The sequence below is a fragment of the Snuella lapsa genome, assembly GCF_039539345.1.
Classification (GTDB): Bacteria; Bacteroidota; Bacteroidia; order Flavobacteriales; family Flavobacteriaceae; genus Snuella; species Snuella lapsa.
In genome coordinates, this window is sequence record NZ_BAABCY010000104.1 from 1 (window position 1) to 17,655 (window position 17,655).

Sequence of the window (17,655 nt, forward strand, 5' to 3'; positions counted from 1 at the left end):
TATCATTGCAGGATCTCTCAAAGTGGCACTGTTTGACCGAAATACGTGGCATGGTCACTCCGAAATAGCCAGGTGGTCACAATCTAAATTAGTTAAAGCAATTAATTATTTAAAACATCCTTTAAATGCATAGTTTCTCCTGCGAATTGTCTATTAAGAGATTCCTCCAAAGCCTGTGTTAAGCTTGTTGAAATATTGGAAAGACAAAGTACTGCTTTTTTGCTTTAAACATACAAGCTACAATTTACTCTACGAGTATTTTGTATTCCCAGGGCTGTAAAGTTAATGTGTCGTTTTCTTGATGTGTTAATGATTTGTCTTTTATGTAATCTTTAAAAGGACCTGTAATTGGCAGTTGGCATGTTTGCAAGGAATCTGAAAGGTTACCAATAAAGATTAGTTCTTTGTTCTCTTTGTAGCGCTTAAATGCCAAAACTTGGTTATTTCCTGTGTGGAGCCTTTTGTAACTGGCTTTTGCCTTGCCACCGTGCAGGGCTATGTTGGTTGTTTTTAATGTGCCCAATTTTTCTAAAAGTGCCCACATATTACTTTTTGTTTTGGGAATGGAGTCTTTTTCGAAAAATTTTAAACGATGGTTGAGGTTGTATTCCTGGCCTGAATAAATAAGGGGCATTCCGGGGATCGTGTAAGTTAGGGCTGTAGCAAGTTCTGCGGCATCTCCCAAGCGTTCTTGTATGGTGCCTGCCCAGGAGTTTTCGTCGTGATTGGTTACGAAATTCATGATAATGTCATCGTTTTCGTAGGTGGTATCTATGTATTCCATAAGTGCGTCAAAATCTTTTAGGGTCTTTTCTTTATGCACTATTTCTTTAATTAAATGGTGGGCTTTCCAGCCGTATTCCATATCAAATAAATCGGTTTTCATAAATTTAGGGTCGTCGTTTTCGGCAAGCATAAAGAGTGCTTTTTTGGCACTTAGCTCGGTGATGGCTTTTTTCCAGAAGGCGACGGGTGTAGGTTCTATATGGTCGCATCTAAATCCGTCGATGTCTTCGGTTTCTACCCAGTACATCATGTCTTTTATCATTGCTTTTTGCATGTCTGGGTTTGAATAATCCAATTGGGCTACATCGCCCCAACCTTTTGAGGTGCCATCGTCATTTAGGGGATCGGTGATTTCGCCTTTGTTGTTTTTTGCATAAAATTCGGGGTTTGTTTTAAGCCACACATGGTCCCATCCGGTATGGTTAGGTACCCAGTCTAAAATAACGTACATGTTGTTTTGGTGTGCTGTTTTTACTAATTCGCGAAAGTCTTGTATGGTGCCAAATTCGGGATTGATCTTTGTGTAATCTGAAACGGCGTAATAGCTACCCAGCATTTTTTTTCGTTCGGTCTCGTCTTCAATCAAACTGGCAAAATCGCCTCCTGTGGCCTTGCGCTTGGTTTCTGAAATGGGGAAAACGGGCATGAGCCAAATGATCTTTACACCGAGTTGTTTTAATTGGGGGATGTCCTTGGTAAATGCTTTAAAGGAACCCTCGGGATCGTATTGACGGATGTTGGCTTCGTAAATAATGGCGTTTTCCAAAGCTGTATCTGTAAGGATGGGTGCAGGTGTTTGCTCTGCTTTAGGTTTGCAGGAGAAAGCAAGGAGTATTGTAATGATATAGGGTATGAGGTGTAGCTGTTTCATTTGATCTTTTTTATGGAATTTCACTTAGGGTTTTGTGGTTAGTAAGATGCTTCCGTTTTGTGTTAGGGTTAGGGTGTTGCTCCAAACCACTTTTTCTCCGGATATGATATTTGTGAGTGTTTTGCCTTGTAACCCCATTTCGTCAAAGCGGCTTAGGTTTAAGTCGACAGGGCCTTTGTTTTTGTTCATGATATGGACTACAGTCTCATTGTCATGTATTCTGAATAGTAAGTATGTGTTGTTTTCGGGTGCAAAGTGAATGGTCTTACCTTCATGGATGGCCTTACTGTGTTTTCTGTAGTTTAGGATTTTCTTTAGATAAAGCTGCATCGCTTTTTGTGAATCGCTTAAACCCTCACTGGAAAAAGCATTAATGGGGTCGTGTTCCCAGCCGCCAGGGAAGTCGGTTCTAATGAGTCCGTGGTCTCCCGGTTTGGCCGAATCGTTCATCAATATTTCGGTGCCGTAATATATTTGTGGGATTCTGGGCAGTGTTAGGATATAGCTCAAAGCCATTTGGGTTTTAGTGGTGTCTTCTCCCAATTGGGTGTATATACGGCTCATGTCGTGGTTGTCTGGAAAGATCATGAGGTCTTTTGGTGAGGTGTATGCAAAATCGTTTGCAAGGCCTTCGTATATCTTTATCAAGCCAGTACCCCAGGTTTCTTCTTCGTTTAGACCTTGTACGATTAGGTTTTGCATGGCGAAATCCATAGGGGATTTTAAATTGGAATTGTATCCGTCTTTGTTGTTATGGCCATGTTGCCAATAGGCAATTAGCAAGGGGTTGATTGACCACTCTTCTCCAACAATGCTAAAGTTTGGGTACTCGTTCATTATTTGCCCTGCCCAAACACTCATGAAATCTTTATCGGAATAGGGGTAGGTGTCCTGACGGATGCCACCTAATTTAGCTGTTTCTATCCACCAAATGCTATTTTGAATTATGTATTTGGCCATAAAGGGGTTGCGTTGGTTGAGGTCGGGCATTCCGGAAACAAACCAGCCTCCGCTCATTGTTTTTTTATCGGATTGGGCTGCATAGAGGTCTTGGTTGGTGGTGCGCCTGTGGGAGGTGTTTATGTTTGTTTGGTCGCTCCAGTTGTCTTTGTTTTTTTCATAGTTGTCTTGAAAGTTTACCCAATCTTTAAATGGGAGGTCTTTCATCCACCAATGTTCGACGCCGCAATGGTTGGCTACTTGATCCATAATAAGTTTCATGCCGTTTTGGGTCAGTTTGGTTGCTAACTGGATGTATGTGTCGAGTGATCCAAACCGGGGGTCGATTTCATAGAAATTGGTCATGGCATAGCCATGATAGGATCCTTGCGGCATGTCGTTGGTTAACAGGGGGCAAGGCCAAATGGCGGTAAAGCCCATGTCCCGGATATAGTCCAAATGGTTTATAATGCCTTGGATATCGCCACCGTGACGGGCATAGTTGTCGTTTCTGTCTACGGTTTTTTCTTGTAGGGACGCAACAATATCATTTTGGGGATTTCCATTAGCAAAACGATCGGGCGTTATTAGGTATATGGCATCACTGCTGTTAAAGCCTATAAAGTCCTTGGCAGGTATTTCTCTTGTTTTAAGTTCGTATTGATGTACTAATTCGTCACCGTTATTTTGTTTAAACCTGATGTTGAATTTACCTGCTTTTGCGGTATTGGCGATTGTTAAATCAATGAATAAATAATTGGGGCTATCGGCGGTATGGACGTTTTTTATTTGTACGCCTTCATGGGAAATGTGTGGTGTAGCATTTGAAATGTTAGGGTGCTGTACCAAAAGTTGTAATTGTGAGCTTTTAAAGCCTACCCACCAGTTTGGGGGTTCTACTCTCTGTAATTGCGCATGGGACAACATGCTTGTAAAAATACAGAATAGACTGATACAAATTAAGTGTTTGATACTGTTTTCTTTGTTTAAATAGCAAGCCATGTTTTTATTTGGTTTCTTTGATACTAATGGCATATCCTCCACCAGGAACGGATAGCTGATTTAGTTTTGATTTGTTTGTAATTTTTTTGGATGTAATGGTATAGGCTTGGGGATTGGTTTTATAGTGTGCATCCTTGGCATCGGCATAGATGGTGGCTATGTATTGTTTGCCTTTTTCCAAAAAGTCGAATGTGATGGTTGAGGTTCTGGCATTGTTACCATTTACGTTGCCAACAAACCAGTTGTTTGTGTTCTTTTCTTTGCGGGCAACGGTAATGAAATGGCCAGGTTCTGCTTCGAGGTAGATGCTTTCGTCCCAATCGATAGCTACGTCTTTAATAAATTGGAAGGCATCCATAAATTGTTCGTAATGTTCTGGTAGGTCTGCAGCCATTTGTAGGGGGCTGTACATGGTAACGTATAGTGCCAATTGATTTGCTAAAGTGCTGTTTACGTGCGAATTGTTGTTTGGGTTGAGTTTGCTAATATCCATTTCAAAAATTCCGGGCGTGTAGTCCATAGGGCCGCCAATTAAGCGTGTAAATGGCAATATAGTAACGTGATTGGGTTTGGAGCCTCCAAAGGCCTGGTATTCGGTGCCTCTGGCCGATTCGTTGCCTATTAGGTTGGGGTAGGTACGGCAAATGCCCGTAGGTCGTACTGCTTCATGGGCGTTTATCATAATTTTGTAGTTGGCAGCTTTTTCGAGAGCGTATTGGTAATGGTTTATAATCCATTGGCTATAGTGGTTTTCACCCCGTGGCAAAATGGCGCCTACGTAACCACTTTTTACTGCGTCGTATCCATGGTCTTTCATAAATTGATAGGCTTGGTCCATATGGCGCTCGTAATTGCGAACGGAACCAGAGGATTCGTGGTGCATAATCATTTTAATGCCTTTGGATGCTGCGTATTTGTGGATGGCTTCTACATTAAAGTCGGGGTAGGGTGTTACAAAGTCGAAAACATAATCTTTGGAATGGCCGTACCAATCTTCCCAGCCTTGGTTCCAGCCCTCTACCAGAACGGCATCAAAACCATGCTCGGCAGCAAAATCGATGTAGTTTTTTACTTTTGTGTTGTTTGCTGCATGGGTGCTGTTAGGTGTTACTTTTGTGTAATCGGTAATGCCCAATTGTACTGCGGGCAATTCATCGGTATAGGCCCATGAACTTTTTCCTGTAATCATTTCCCACCAAACGCCAATGTACTTTACGGGCTTAATCCATGAGGTGTCTTCTATTTTACAAGGCTCGTTTAGGTTTAGGGTTATTTTCGATGCCAGGATATCGCGGGCATCGTCACTAACTATGATGGTTCGCCAGGGGGAATGAGAAGGGGCTTGTATGTGTCCTTTGTCGCCATTGGCATCGGGTGTTAGCCAGGATTCGAAGATCATTTTTTCGTCATCTAAATTTAAGTGCATACAGGAATAATCAATTAGTGCGGCTTCATGAAGGTTAAGGTACAGGCCTTCGGCTGTTTTCATGATTAAAGCGGTTTGTACGCCTGTAGGGGAAAAAGCTCTTTGTGATAAATTCTCGGTCATGGCTTTTTCTGATAGGCCTCTGATCTCTGAAAGTTTGGACTCGGTATAATCGTATTCCTGGGTGTCGTAATCGCCCGGAATCCAAAATGCGGTATGGTTGCCAGTCATGGCAAATTGTGTTTTTTCTTCTTTAATAACAAAGTATACCAGATTGTCCTGAGCGGGGAACTCGTAACGAAATCCGAGGCCGTCATCGAATAAACGAAAGCGGATTATAAGCATCCTGTTGGTTTCGTTCTGGGTTAGGGTTACTGCCAGTTCGTTGTAATGGTTGTGAATGTTTTTGACTTCTCCCCAAACTGGTTGCCAGGTTTGGTTGAAGGTAGCGCGTTCGATTTTTGAAATTGTAAAATCATCCAGCAAGGATTTTTTGTCGTCTTTCAACTCTAAACCTAGTTTACTTGTTTTTATAACGGCTTTGTTCTTATAGGATAATTGGTAGGTTGGTATGCCGTTGCTTTTAATTGAAAATTGCATAGTTAATGCACCGTTTGGTGATTTTAACTCTTGTGCAAGGGTGTAATTAAGGGCTAAGAGTAAAAGGGCCAGGGTTGTTATGATTGACTTCTTCATTTTTAATAATGTTTTACCTGTTGTGCATTTTGTATGGAATGCATCTTGATTTTCTGTTTGCATCAAAATGCACAAAGGGTTTATGTGTTTGTCTTAGTTCTAGTTTAAAGCTAGTAATTGCTCTTTTTGCAAGGACAGGGGTTTGTCGTTTACAAAGAACTCGAGGGGTTCTCCACTTATCATTTCAAATCGTGTTTGTTTTTGTGTAACGTTTACTTTTAGGATACGGTTTCTAAAATTCACTTTAAAGGAATAGTTTTCCCATTGTTTGGGTATTCTGGGTTCGAAATGTAGGGTGTTGTTTTTAACGCGCATACCGCCAAAGCCTTCTACAATGCTCATCCAGGTACCTGCCATAGAGGTAATGTGGAGTCCTTCGTGTACTTCTTTGTTGTAATCGTCTAAATCCAATCGGGAGGTACGTAAATAAAAGGTGTATGCTTGTTCCATACGGCCTAGTTTTGCGGCTTGTATGCTATGGACGCATGGGGATAGTGAGCTTTCGTGAACTGTAAAGGGTTCGTAAAAATCGAAATGGCGTTCTAGTTCTTCTTTTGTGAACTGGTCTTCAAAAAAATAAAATCCTTGTAGGGTGTCGGCTTGTTTTATGTAGGGTGAACGCAGAATCCTGTCCCACGACCATTTTTGGTTTATGGGGCGTTGTGATGTATCTAAATCGGATACTGTTATTAGCTCCTTATCTAAAAAGCCGTCTTGTTGTAAGTATACTTGATGTTTTTTTGAATATGGGAAATACATATTGTCGGCTACGGCTTTCCAAAGGGCCATTTCTTTTTTTGTAAGTTTGAGCTTTTTGGCAATCCTTTGAAAATCTGATTGGTATTCTGTGTCTACCTTTTCGATAGTTTCTAGTGTATAGTTAATGCACCATTGTGCTAAATAATTGGTATACCAGTTATTGTTTACGTTATTTTCGTATTCGTTAGGGCCTGTTACACCGAGGATAGCGTATTTGTTTTTGTCTTTTGAAAAGGTTGCGCGTTGCTGCCAGAATCTGGCAATGCCAATTAAAACTTCGAGGCCTTTTTCTGGGATGTAACTGTAATCTCCCGTATAGCGGTAGTAATTGTAAATTGCAAAGGCGATAGCGCCATTACGGTGTATTTCCTCGAAGGTGATTTCCCATTCGTTGTGGCATTCTTCACCGTTCATGGTTACCATTGGGTATAGGGCAGCTCCATTGTTGAATCCGAGTTTTTCGGCATTTTCAATGGCTTTTTCCAAATGGTTGTAGCGGTATTCCAGAAGGCTTCTGGCGACTTGCTGGTCTTTGGTAGCCATATAGAAAGGCATGCAGTAGGCTTCGGTGTCCCAATAGGTGCTGCCGCCATATTTTTCGCCGGTAAAGCCTTTAGGTCCTATGTTTAGTCGTGAGTCTTTACCAAGGTAGGTTTGGTTAAGTTGAAAGATGTTAAAACGGATGCCTTGTTGTGCTTTTACATCACCGCCAATGGTTATGTCTGCCATATCCCAGACATGGGACCATGCTTGCTTTTGGGCGTCGAGTAATTTATTAAAACCTAATGTTCTTGCTTTTTTAAGGGCGTTTTGCGCGGCAGCAATAAGTTTGTCCTTAGGGTGGTTTCTGTCGACGGTATAGCCTCCAAATTTATGGATGGCATAGGTCTCGCCTTTGTTAACTTGTGCTTGGTAGCTAAATGCTATGTAATTGGAATCTGTAAAACATTTTGGGGTATTTGATAGTGGGGCTTTGTTTAAAAATACTTTGGATTCCATAAAGGTACAGGTATGAAAATCTGTTTTCATGGTTTTTGATAGGATAAAGGCTTGTTCTCCTTCTTGGTTTACTTTTAGGGTATCCCAAAATTTATCGTCCCAGTTGGTGTCTTCGTTGGTAATGCCGCCATCTAAATAGGGTTCTAATATGATAGTTGCATTGTTGTTAAGTGGCGTGATTTGATACTGAATGGCACCAATTTCATCTAAGTCCAAGCTTAAAAAGCGTTTTGTGTTGACTTGTACCTGGGTATTGTTTTGCAGTGTAGCGGTAAAGGATCTGGACAGCCAGCCTTCTTTCATGTTAAGTTCTCGCTTAAAGCCTGTAATTGTTTTACAGTTAAACAGGTCGAGTTGCTCATCGTTTACGGTTACGTTAATGCCAATCCAATTGGGGGCATTGAGTACTTTTGCAAAATATTCGGGGTAACCGTTTTTCCACCATCCTACCCTAGTTTTATCGGGGTAGTATACTCCGGCAATATAGCTGCCTTGAAATGTAGGCCCGGAATAGTGCTCTTCAAAATTAGCACGTTGCCCCATGGCTCCGTTGCCTATGCTAAATATACTCTCGGAGGCTTTTACATGGTTTGCATTAAAGCCTTCTTCTATAATTGACCAATCGTTTGGTTTTATATAATCTTGGTTCATTTTTAAGTGTATTAGTAAGGGTTTTACCCAGTAATCGAGATTTGAATGTTTCGGGGTTTGCCTCGAAACCAACATGGTTTTTAATAACTACTATTTCAAGGGATGACCTTGAGGTAGTTTACTGTGCTCTCATACTTTTTTTAATTCTTCTTTTTTTGTTTTTATAAGGTTTTCCAGAAAGTCCTGATGGATTTCGGTAAAGTCTTTAAAAACAAAATCTGCTTCATTTAATATTGTGGCATTGCCAATGCCAATAGAAATCATATTTGCGATATTGGCAGCTTGTATACCGGCAACGGAATCTTCAAAGACAACGCATTGGTTTGCTGGTATGCTAATAGCATTGGCAGCTTTTAAAAATACTTCGGGATCTGGTTTTGCTTTTGTTACATTGTTGCCGTCTATTATGGCGTTAAACCGATTTATAAGGTTTACTTTTTTGAGTATTATTTTAGAGTTTTTACTAGCCGATCCTAAAGCTATAGGGTGCTTTTGCTTTGATATGTAATCAAGTATTTGGGTTACGCCGGGAAGAATTTCGTTTTCATCCATTTTGGAAATGTAACTTAGGTACTGATCGTTCTTTTCTTTCATGAGCTCCATAAACTTGTCTTTGGGAAGTGTTTTATTACCCCATTCGAGAATTTTATTTAAAGAGCTTTCTCTGCTAATGCCTTTTAGTTGTTCATTTTGATGAACGGTAAAATCGATACCAATACTTTTTGCGAGGGCTTTCCATGCCAGATAATGGTATTTAGCAGTATCTACAATAACCCCATCGAGGTCGAATATAAATCCTTTGGTGTTCATTATGTTACGATTGTATTGCATCATCAATATCTTTTACTTTAGATACTAATGCGGCAGCGATTAAAAAACTTATTCCGCTAATGAGTAAAGCGAAAATGGCTTGGTTGTTATAGGCATATTTAACTAATGGTCCGCCTATTAGGGCATTGATGATTTGGGGAATGACAATAAAGAAGTTAAAGATGCCCATGTATACGCCCATTTTTTTTGGTGAAATGGATCCTGCCAAAATAGCATAGGGCATAGCCAGAATACTGGCCCATGCAATGCCTACGCCTATCATGGATAGTATTAACCAGTTTTTGTCGGGCATAATATAAATGGAAAGCAAGCCTATACCACCAATGACTAAAGAAAGTGCGTGGGTGCGTTTTCTTCCAGTTTTTTTGGCAATGTAGGGTAAGGCAAAGGCATAGAAAGCGGATACTAAGTTGTAAACGCCAAATAGAATGCCTACCCAATCGCCTGCATCCTGAAAGGCGGTACTGCTACTGTCTGTGTGCTCTAAACCATAGACATGCTGTGCGATAGCTGGTGTAGCAAAAACCCATAATCCAAAGAGGCCAAACCATGAGAAAAACTGTACCCAGCTAAGTTGCCGCATGGTTGCCGGCATTTTTTTGAAATCGTCAAAGATATCTAAAAGACTGGATTGTTTTTGGTTGGTTTGGTTTGTGGTATCTTCGTTAGCGTGTGCCAGTTCGAAGTTTGCCAGTTCTTCTGGGGTATATTCCCTGGTTGTTAACACGGTTACCAGTATGGATGTAATGAGTACTCCTGCTCCAATAATGAACGACACTATAAGGTTTAAGGGTACTGTGCCCAGGGTTGTGGTGTTGGAAATGCCAAACCAGTTTGCTAGGGTGTAGGGCAGCCACGAACCAATAACGGCTCCAAATCCAATAAGTGCTGTTTGCACGCTAAATCCTAAGGTGCGCTGATCGGTTCTAAGGTTATCGCCAACCAGGGCCCTGAAGGGTTCCATTGCAATGTTAAAGGAGGCATCCATAATCATAAGCATGCCTGCTCCAACCCAAATGGCTGGTAGGAATGCAATAAACAAATCTGCTTGCGGTAATAGTACTAAACCAATAGAGGCAAGGATGGCTCCAACTAAAAAGAAGGGTTTTCTTCTTCCTAATTTTGGATGCCAGGTTTTATCGCTGTAATAACCAATAACAGGTTGAACAATAAGTCCCATTAAGGGAGCAACGATCCAAAACCAGGATAGTTCGTGAACATCTGCACCAAAAATCTGGAGTATTCTACTTGCGTTGGCATTTTGTAGGGCGAAACCCATTTGGATTCCCAAGAAACCGAAACTCATGTTCCATATTTCCCAGAAACTTAATCTACGCTTTTCCATTAATAGTATGTTTAGATTAATACTATTTGATAAGCGATATTACTTATCAAAACTTACTGTGAGAAGTGAAAATATAAGTTTTGATTTTGGACAAAGATATAAAAGAATTTAGATTTTCCTAATAAAAAAAATTATTTAGTTGATTCTCTTTCAATTAATTCGGTCTCTATAACTACCTTTATGAAGTCTGATTTTGATTCTGTATTTCCCATAAATTGACTGGATTCAGCGTCTAGTGCCTCCAGTCTGTCTATGAGTAAATTTGCAGCTTGTTCTCCCATTTTTTGTCCGTGCTGACTCACTGTGGTTAGACTGGGTGTGGCATGTTTTGACAGCACGCCATCTGTAAAACCTATCACTTGTACATTGTCTGGAATAGAGCGTCCTAATTTTCGGGCTGCCTTCATGGCTGTAACGGCATATATTTCATTTACGGCAAACACACCATCTATATTGGGGTTTGATTTTAAAAAGTGCTCTATCTCAATTTCTAAATCCTCCAGATGGTTATCGACATTCAAACTGTCATCAACCTTCAATATTAGATTAGGGTCGGCTTCAATTCCCTTGTTTTGTAATGCTTCCAGATATCCCTGAGTACGTAATCTGCCTACGCTTACATAATCCATGGTGGTGATTAATGCAATGTGCTTGCATTGATTGTCAATAAGTTTTTTCACTGCTTTAACGGCACCGTTAAAATCATCAACAATAACCTTATCACAACTTATTTCATTAACAACGCGATCGAACATAACAATGGGTATTCCTTGGTTCATGGTCGCCTGAAAATGATGGTAATCTTGTTTAAGTAAGGTTTCTTTAGAAATTGATAGTATAAAACCATCGATACTGCCATTGGCAAGCATTTCCATGTTTATAATCTCTTTTGAAAAGGACTCGTTAGATAGTCCAACGATAACATTATAGCCTCGTCTGTTAGCTATTAGCTCTATGCCCCTAATTACTGTAGAAAAAAAATGATGGACTATTTCTGGGATGAGGATACCTATTGTTTTTGTCTTTCTGTTCTTTAAACTGAGCGCAATATTATTGGGTCTGTAGTTATAAAGTTTTGCAAATGCCTGTATTTTTTGGGTGGTATCTTCACTAATTTCCTTGCTTCCGCTTAAGGCTTTGGAAACTGTTGAAACGGATACGTCTAATTCTCGGGCAATTTGTTTTAAGGTTATTTTTTTTCTCATAAACTTATAAAATCAAGTACTTTAAAAGTAAAAGTAAAATAGCGTTTTAAAGATACCACATTATTTGTTTTGATAGGTGTTTGATTGTTGTTTTTCTTACTAAAAAGGTGTATATTATATAAAGTTTTCAACACGAAAACGTTTTCGCTAAGAATTTCGTAATTTCTAATTATTTGTTTACAATTTCTTTACATAGTTTTAACCCGAGAAGTGAAAATATAATTGAACTAAACTAAACACATTAATTAAAAATAATTGTATGAAAACAATTGCAAATAGTTTGCTGTTCTTTCTGTTTTTTGCACCGGCTAGTCTGCTAGGGCAAACAATGCTTTCTGGAATGGTAACGGAACAATCAACATCATTACCGCTTCCCGGGGTAAATGTACTTGTTAAGGGTACAACTACAGGTACGGCAACCGATTTTGATGGTAAGTATACAATTGAAGTAAATGCAGGGGATGTCTTGTTGTTTTCTTTTATTGGGTATCAATCGCAGGAGGTAATCTATTCTGGACAAACCGAGTTGAATATTGTTATGGCAGAGGATGCCGCACAATTGAGTGAGGTTGTTGTAATAGGTTATGGGTCTACTTCTAAGAAGGATGCAACGGGTGCGGTAGAGTTATTAAAGGCTGAGGATTTGAACAAAGGGGCTATTGTCTCTGCAGATCAAATGATAAATGGTAAGTCTACCGGGGTAAGGATTGTAAATAGTGGTGGGCAACCGGATGCTAATCCTAATATTAGGATTAGGGGAGGTTCTTCATTGTCTGGTAATAATAGTCCTTTGATTGTAATAGATGGTATTCCTTTATCTAATATTAGTCCTGCGGGGCAGGCCAATCCTTTAACTTTGGTAAATCCTAACGATATAGAGTCATTTTCTATTCTTAAGGACGCTTCTTCTACGGCTATTTATGGATCGAGAGCTTCTAACGGGGTTATTATTATAACTACTAAATCGGGTAGTAAAGGGGCGCCGAAGTTTAATTTGTCGTCCAGTGTTCAGGTAGGTACACTACCTGATAAAATAGATGTATTTAATTCTGGTACGTATAGCGATTTTATTAATGCTTTGTATCCGGATAGCAGTGGTCTATTGGGTGTTAACGGAACGATTTACAATACGGATTGGCAGGAGGAAATTTATAGAACCTCTATGAGTGTTGATAATAATTTTAGTGCGCGGGCCAATTTGTTTGAAAAAGTGCCTTTCCGTGCTTCTTTTGGGCATTCGGGTATTACGGGGATATTAAAGGAGTCTCAATTAAATAGGTATACGGCCTCGTTAAATATTGCTCCGGAGTTTTTGGATAATCATTTAAAGGTAACGATCAATGCAAAGGGAATTGCTACAGAAAAGGACCAGCCGGATGAAGGTGCTATTGGGAGTGCTTTGGAGTTGAATCCAACGCAACCAGTGTTCGATCCCAATGGCGGTAAATTTAACGGATACTACCAGCTTACGGATGCCGATGGTAATGTGGGGCCAACAAATGCTTTGGCTAAATTAAAGCAGCGGGAGCGTAATGAGGATGCAGACCGGATTCTGGGTAATTTGGAGTTGAATTACAAGTTTCACTGGTTGCCAGAATTACGTGCTATCGTGAATATGGGATTGGATTATTCTGAATCGGATATCAATGAATTTTATTTGCAAAAAGCCATCGATGCTTATACTGTATATGAAGGGTTGGAGATATTCAACAATTTTAGCCCTAATTATGAGGAGACACAGTTAAAACGAGATCATACCTTGGATGGCTACTTGTCGTACACCAAAAACCTTGAGGGGTTTGTGACAAAAGTGGATGCGCAAGCAGGGTACTCGTACCAAAATTTTTATTCTGAGGGGATTAAATTCCCAACGAATACGGATAATGGTTTTAGACAGCCTTCGGAAGTTATTAGGTATGCGAATGAATTAAACTTGCAATCGTTCTTTGGGCGTTTGAATTTGGATCTTAAAGACAGGTATCTTTTAACGGCTTCTTTAAGGGCAGATGGTTCTTCTTTGTTTAGTGAAGATAAACGATGGGGCTATTTTCCGGCTTTTGCTTTTGCATGGAAACTGGATGAGGAAGGTTTTTTATCTGATTCTAATTGGGTTGATACCTTAAAAATGCGAATAGGCTGGGGTCTTACGGGACAACAGGATATTACGGGAACTGCAGGGTATTACCCGTATACGGCCCTTTATGTTGACGGCGACCCAACGGTAAGTTATATTTTTGGAAACCAAGCGTATACTACTTATAGGGCCAATGTTTATAATCCTGATTTAACATGGGAAAAAACAAAAACGCTTAATGTTGGTGTCGATTTTGAACTTTTCGAAAATATACTTTCAGGAAATGTAGATTACTATATAAGGGAGACCAAAGATTTACTGGCTGAGGTTCCTCAACCGGAAGGGGCTCTTAAAAACCGCTTTGTTAGTAATGTGGGTAATACGGAGAGTGAAGGTGTGGAACTGGCTTTACAATTGAAGCCTATTACTACGGATGATTTTTCTTTGGAGATTAATGGAAACCTGGCTTTTAATGAAACGTATGTTACGGATCTTGAGAATATTGAGCAATATTCCAGCGGGGGAGGTATAGGACGTGGTACGGGTGTTAATATTCTTCAAACGGCTGTTGGGCAGCGCGGACGTGCTTTCTGGTTGTATGAGCAGGTATATAATAGCAATGGCGATCCTATTGCAGATGCTTTTGTAGATAAGAATGGCGATGGTGTTATATCGGATTCCGATAGGGTATTCACCCCAGTAGATCCTAAATGGACTTATGGTTTTGGCACCAGTATTTTCTATAAGAATTTAGATTTTAGTGCAAATTTTAGAGGCCAGTTGGGTGGTCATATTTATGATGCTAATTTGTTAAATAAGGGGTATTCTGATGTTGCCATTCCTACCAACGATACAGGCTATATTAAAAATGCACTTAACTTATTTGATGGAACAACCTACAATGGGTTTCAGGAGAAGCAGTCGGATCTTCAGGCTTTATCGGATTTCTATTTGTCTGATGCGACATTTCTTAGGTTAGATAATATTACGCTAGGCTATAAGTTGGAAAACTTTATTTCTAAGAATCTTAGTCTACGATTGTATGCATCGGTTAACAATGTTTTTGTTATTACTGATTATAAAGGTTTGGATCCTGAAAATTTTGATGGTATCGAGCAATCGCCATATGCAAGACCAAGAACTTATACGTTTGGTGTAAACTTAGATTTTTAAATAAAAATATCATGATAAAGAAATTATTAATAATTGTATTGATCGCTACAGGAATGTATTCTTGTACAGACGATTTAAATACCGAACCTGTTGTTGAACAGAGTTTAGACAATTTACTGGCTTCAGACCCTGATGCTGCATTGGGTATTTTAGCCAGACTTTATGGTGGTTTTGTGCTTCACGGTACAGGAGTGCCAGGATCGGGAGACCAAGAAGCGGATATTGCTGGGGACGACCCGGGAGAAACGGTTTGGTTTAGAAGTATGTGGAACATGCAGGAGCTTACTACTGACATCGTGAAAAACCGATGGGGTGATGGCGGGCTTGATCCTTTAACGACAGCCACAGGATGGGTGCCAACTAATAAGTTTTTTGGTTACATCTATAACCGAAGCTATTTTAATATAGCTCAGGTAAACAATTTTATTTTGGATGTGCAAAAGGCTGGTGTTGAAAATGCGGAGCAGTTTGTGGCGGAAGCACGTTTTATTAGAGCGCTTACTTATTATTATTTAATGGATATGTTTGGTGGTGTTGTAAAGGTAACTGAAGCAGATGGGGTTACGGGAGTACTTAAAGCCAAAGAAACACGTGCTGATATCTTTAAGTTTGTTGAGGAGGAATTGTTGGCAATAGAGGAGGTTATTCCTGCAAACAATGACTATGGCCGTGCCAACAAAGCAGCGGTATATATGGTTTTGGCTAAAATTTATTTGAATGCCGAGGTGTATACGGGTACACCACAATACGATAAGGCTTTAACGTATAGCGAAAAGGTGATAACGGCATCTGGTTTTTCATTGGATGCAGACTACCAATCTATTTTTCAGGGTGATAATTATATGGCTTCCGAAATTATATTTCCGCTTATAGGGGATAGAACTAGTGTGCAGTCTTTTGGTAATTCGACTTATTTAACGAATGCCAGTTTGGGTGATACGACCATGCCAATAGGTGATTTTGGAAATTCTGAAGGGTGGTTTGGCCATCGTTGTACACCAGCACTTTATAGTTTGTTTGGTGATTTAAGTACTACAGGTGACGGAAGGGCCTTGTTCTGGACATCTGGTCATAATTATGAAATGACGGATTATAAGGTTTGGGAGGATGGTTATCCAACAACGAAATTCCAAAATGCTTATGCTTCAGGGTCTTCTGTAGAGAGTCGTTTTTCCGATACTGATATCCCGCTGTTTAGATTGTCTGATGCTTATCTTATGTATGCGGAAGCCCATTTACAAGGCGGCGGAGGTACTGTGGATGAAGCTTTAGGGTATGTAAATGCCTTGCGTGAGCGTGCCTATGGCAATACGATTGGGAATATTGATAGTGGTGAGCTGACCCTAGATTTTATTATCGACGAAAGGGCAAGGGAACTGTATTATGAAGGGCACCGAAGACAAGACCTAATACGTTTTGGATTGTTTACAGGAAGTGATTATGTATGGCCATGGAAGGGTAATGTAGCTGAAGGGGCTTCAATTCCTTCGCACTACAATGTGTTTCCATTTCCGTTGGAAGCGTTGCAAGCCAACCCATTGTTAGAACAAAATTTGGGATATCCTAATTAAAAAGTATTTACACATGAAAACACATAATATATTGGGCTATTTGTTTATAGCTATTTTAAGTATTGTATTTTACAACTGTAGTGAAAAAGAACTCGTTACTGTTAACGATAATGCCGAAACAACCTTACAGTTATCCAGTGAAGATGCTTTGGTATTAACAGAGGATATGGAAAGTGAAACAGCATTAACACTGTCTTGGTCCCGTCCTGATTTTGGATTCGAAGGGGCTGTAGCGTCTTACAATTTGGTGTTTGCTGTAAGTGGCACTACCGAGGTGTCACCGAAAGAAGTCAATGTTGGTAACACTTTGGAAAAAGCATTCACGGTTAAAGAGCTAAACACTATTTTTAATCAAGCGGGGGCTGTTGCTGGCATAGAAAATCAAATAAGTATTAGGGTACAAGCCTTATTGGGGGAAACTTCAGTGGCGGAGTCTAATGTAAAAACCATTACGGCAACGAGTTACTCTACTATTTTAGATTTGTCATCTACCTGGGGTCTGGTAGGTTCTGCAACACCTAATGGTTGGGATGGTCCCGATGTGCCATTTTATAAAACCAGTACAGGAAATGTATTCGTTACGTATGTTACGTTAGTAGGTGGAGAGATTAAAATTAGGGAAAATAACGACTGGACTCTAAATTATGGAGACACTGGAGCCGATGGAACTCTTGAAGAAGGCGGTGATAATATAATGGTTACAGCAGGTACTTATAAAATTACCTTTAGCCTAAATGACTTTTCTTATACCATCGAGGCGTATTCCTGGGGTCTGGTAGGTTCTGCAACACCTAATGGTTGGGATGGTCCCGATATGCCACTTACTTACGATGCAACATCCGATAAATGGCGTGCTATAGTTACGCTGGCAAGTGGCGAATTAAAAATAAGAAGCAATAACGATTGGGCTTTAAATTATGGAGATACCGGAGCTGATGGTACGCTAGACGAAGGTGGTGATAATATGGTTGTAACGAGTGGCAACTATTTGGTTACGGTAGATTTTAACAATCTGGAGTATACCGTTGAGCCTATTGATATTTGGGGTGTTGTTGGTAGTGCAGCTCCTAATGGTTGGGATGGTCCCGACGTGCGTTTTACACCAGATTATGCCAATGAGGGCGTATGGGTTCTTAACGGTGTTATGCTTGTTGATGGTGAAATTAAGTTTAGAACGAACGACGATTGGGGCTTAAACTATGGTGATGACGGTGTTGATGGTGTTTTAGAGCAAGATGGCGACAATATTGTTGTAAGTGCTGGTACGTATAACATCCGCCTTGATTTTTCAGACGAAAATAACCCAACGTATACTATCAACTAAAAT

The 17,655-nt window shown here is 40.1% G+C and carries 10 protein-coding genes; 3 read left to right on the forward strand and 7 right to left on the reverse strand.

Annotation, left to right across the window (positions count from 1 at the left end):
- Nucleotides 1–244 precede the first annotated feature (244 nt).
- The 7 genes from ABD792_RS18230 to ABD792_RS18260 form a co-directional block, all read right to left on the reverse strand.
- The gene (locus ABD792_RS18230; protein ID WP_345007855.1) at nt 245–1,657 is read right to left on the reverse strand and encodes an alpha-amylase family glycosyl hydrolase; all 1,413 of its coding nucleotides are present in this window, start codon (nt 1,655–1,657) and stop codon (nt 245–247) included.
- 24 nt (nt 1,658–1,681) lie between these two features.
- Nucleotides 1,682–3,598 carry a glycoside hydrolase family 13 protein gene (locus ABD792_RS18235; protein WP_425568197.1) on the reverse strand — a complete coding sequence of 639 codons (1,917 nt, stop codon included), beginning with the start codon at nt 3,596–3,598 and terminating at the stop codon, nt 1,682–1,684.
- A gap of 4 nt (nt 3,599–3,602) precedes the next feature.
- A complete protein-coding gene (locus ABD792_RS18240; protein WP_345007857.1) occupies nt 3,603–5,720 on the reverse strand; it encodes a glycoside hydrolase family 97 protein in 2,118 nt (705 codons plus the stop codon).
- A gap of 99 nt (nt 5,721–5,819) precedes the next feature.
- Complete coding sequence (locus ABD792_RS18245) at nt 5,820–8,129, reverse strand: glycoside hydrolase family 65 protein (protein WP_345007859.1); 2,310 nt, start codon at nt 8,127–8,129, stop codon at nt 5,820–5,822.
- A gap of 129 nt (nt 8,130–8,258) precedes the next feature.
- The gene (gene pgmB / locus ABD792_RS18250; RefSeq protein ID WP_345007861.1) at nt 8,259–8,939 is read right to left on the reverse strand and encodes a beta-phosphoglucomutase; all 681 of its coding nucleotides are present in this window, start codon (nt 8,937–8,939) and stop codon (nt 8,259–8,261) included.
- A gap of 4 nt (nt 8,940–8,943) precedes the next feature.
- Entirely contained in the window at nt 8,944–10,305 is a 1,362-nt protein-coding gene (locus ABD792_RS18255; RefSeq protein WP_345007863.1) for an MFS transporter, read from the reverse strand.
- A gap of 131 nt (nt 10,306–10,436) precedes the next feature.
- Nucleotides 10,437–11,510 (reverse strand): LacI family DNA-binding transcriptional regulator, encoded by a 1,074-nt coding sequence (locus ABD792_RS18260; RefSeq protein ID WP_345007865.1) that lies wholly within the window; start codon nt 11,508–11,510, stop codon nt 10,437–10,439.
- 259 nt (nt 11,511–11,769) lie between these two features.
- Between ABD792_RS18260 and ABD792_RS18265 the strand changes: the two genes are divergently transcribed.
- The 3 genes from ABD792_RS18265 to ABD792_RS18275 are packed head-to-tail and all read left to right on the forward strand — an operon-like array spanning nt 11,770 to nt 17,652.
- Nucleotides 11,770–14,757: a SusC/RagA family TonB-linked outer membrane protein gene (locus ABD792_RS18265; protein WP_345007866.1), complete on the forward strand. Its 2,988-nt coding sequence runs from the start codon at nt 11,770–11,772 to the stop codon at nt 14,755–14,757.
- A gap of 11 nt (nt 14,758–14,768) precedes the next feature.
- Nucleotides 14,769–16,328, forward strand: a complete 1,560-nt coding sequence (locus ABD792_RS18270) for a RagB/SusD family nutrient uptake outer membrane protein (RefSeq protein ID WP_345007868.1) — start codon at nt 14,769–14,771, stop codon at nt 16,326–16,328.
- 13 nt (nt 16,329–16,341) lie between these two features.
- A complete protein-coding gene (locus ABD792_RS18275; RefSeq protein WP_345007870.1) occupies nt 16,342–17,652 on the forward strand; it encodes a SusE domain-containing protein in 1,311 nt (436 codons plus the stop codon).
- Nucleotides 17,653–17,655 lie beyond the last annotated feature (3 nt).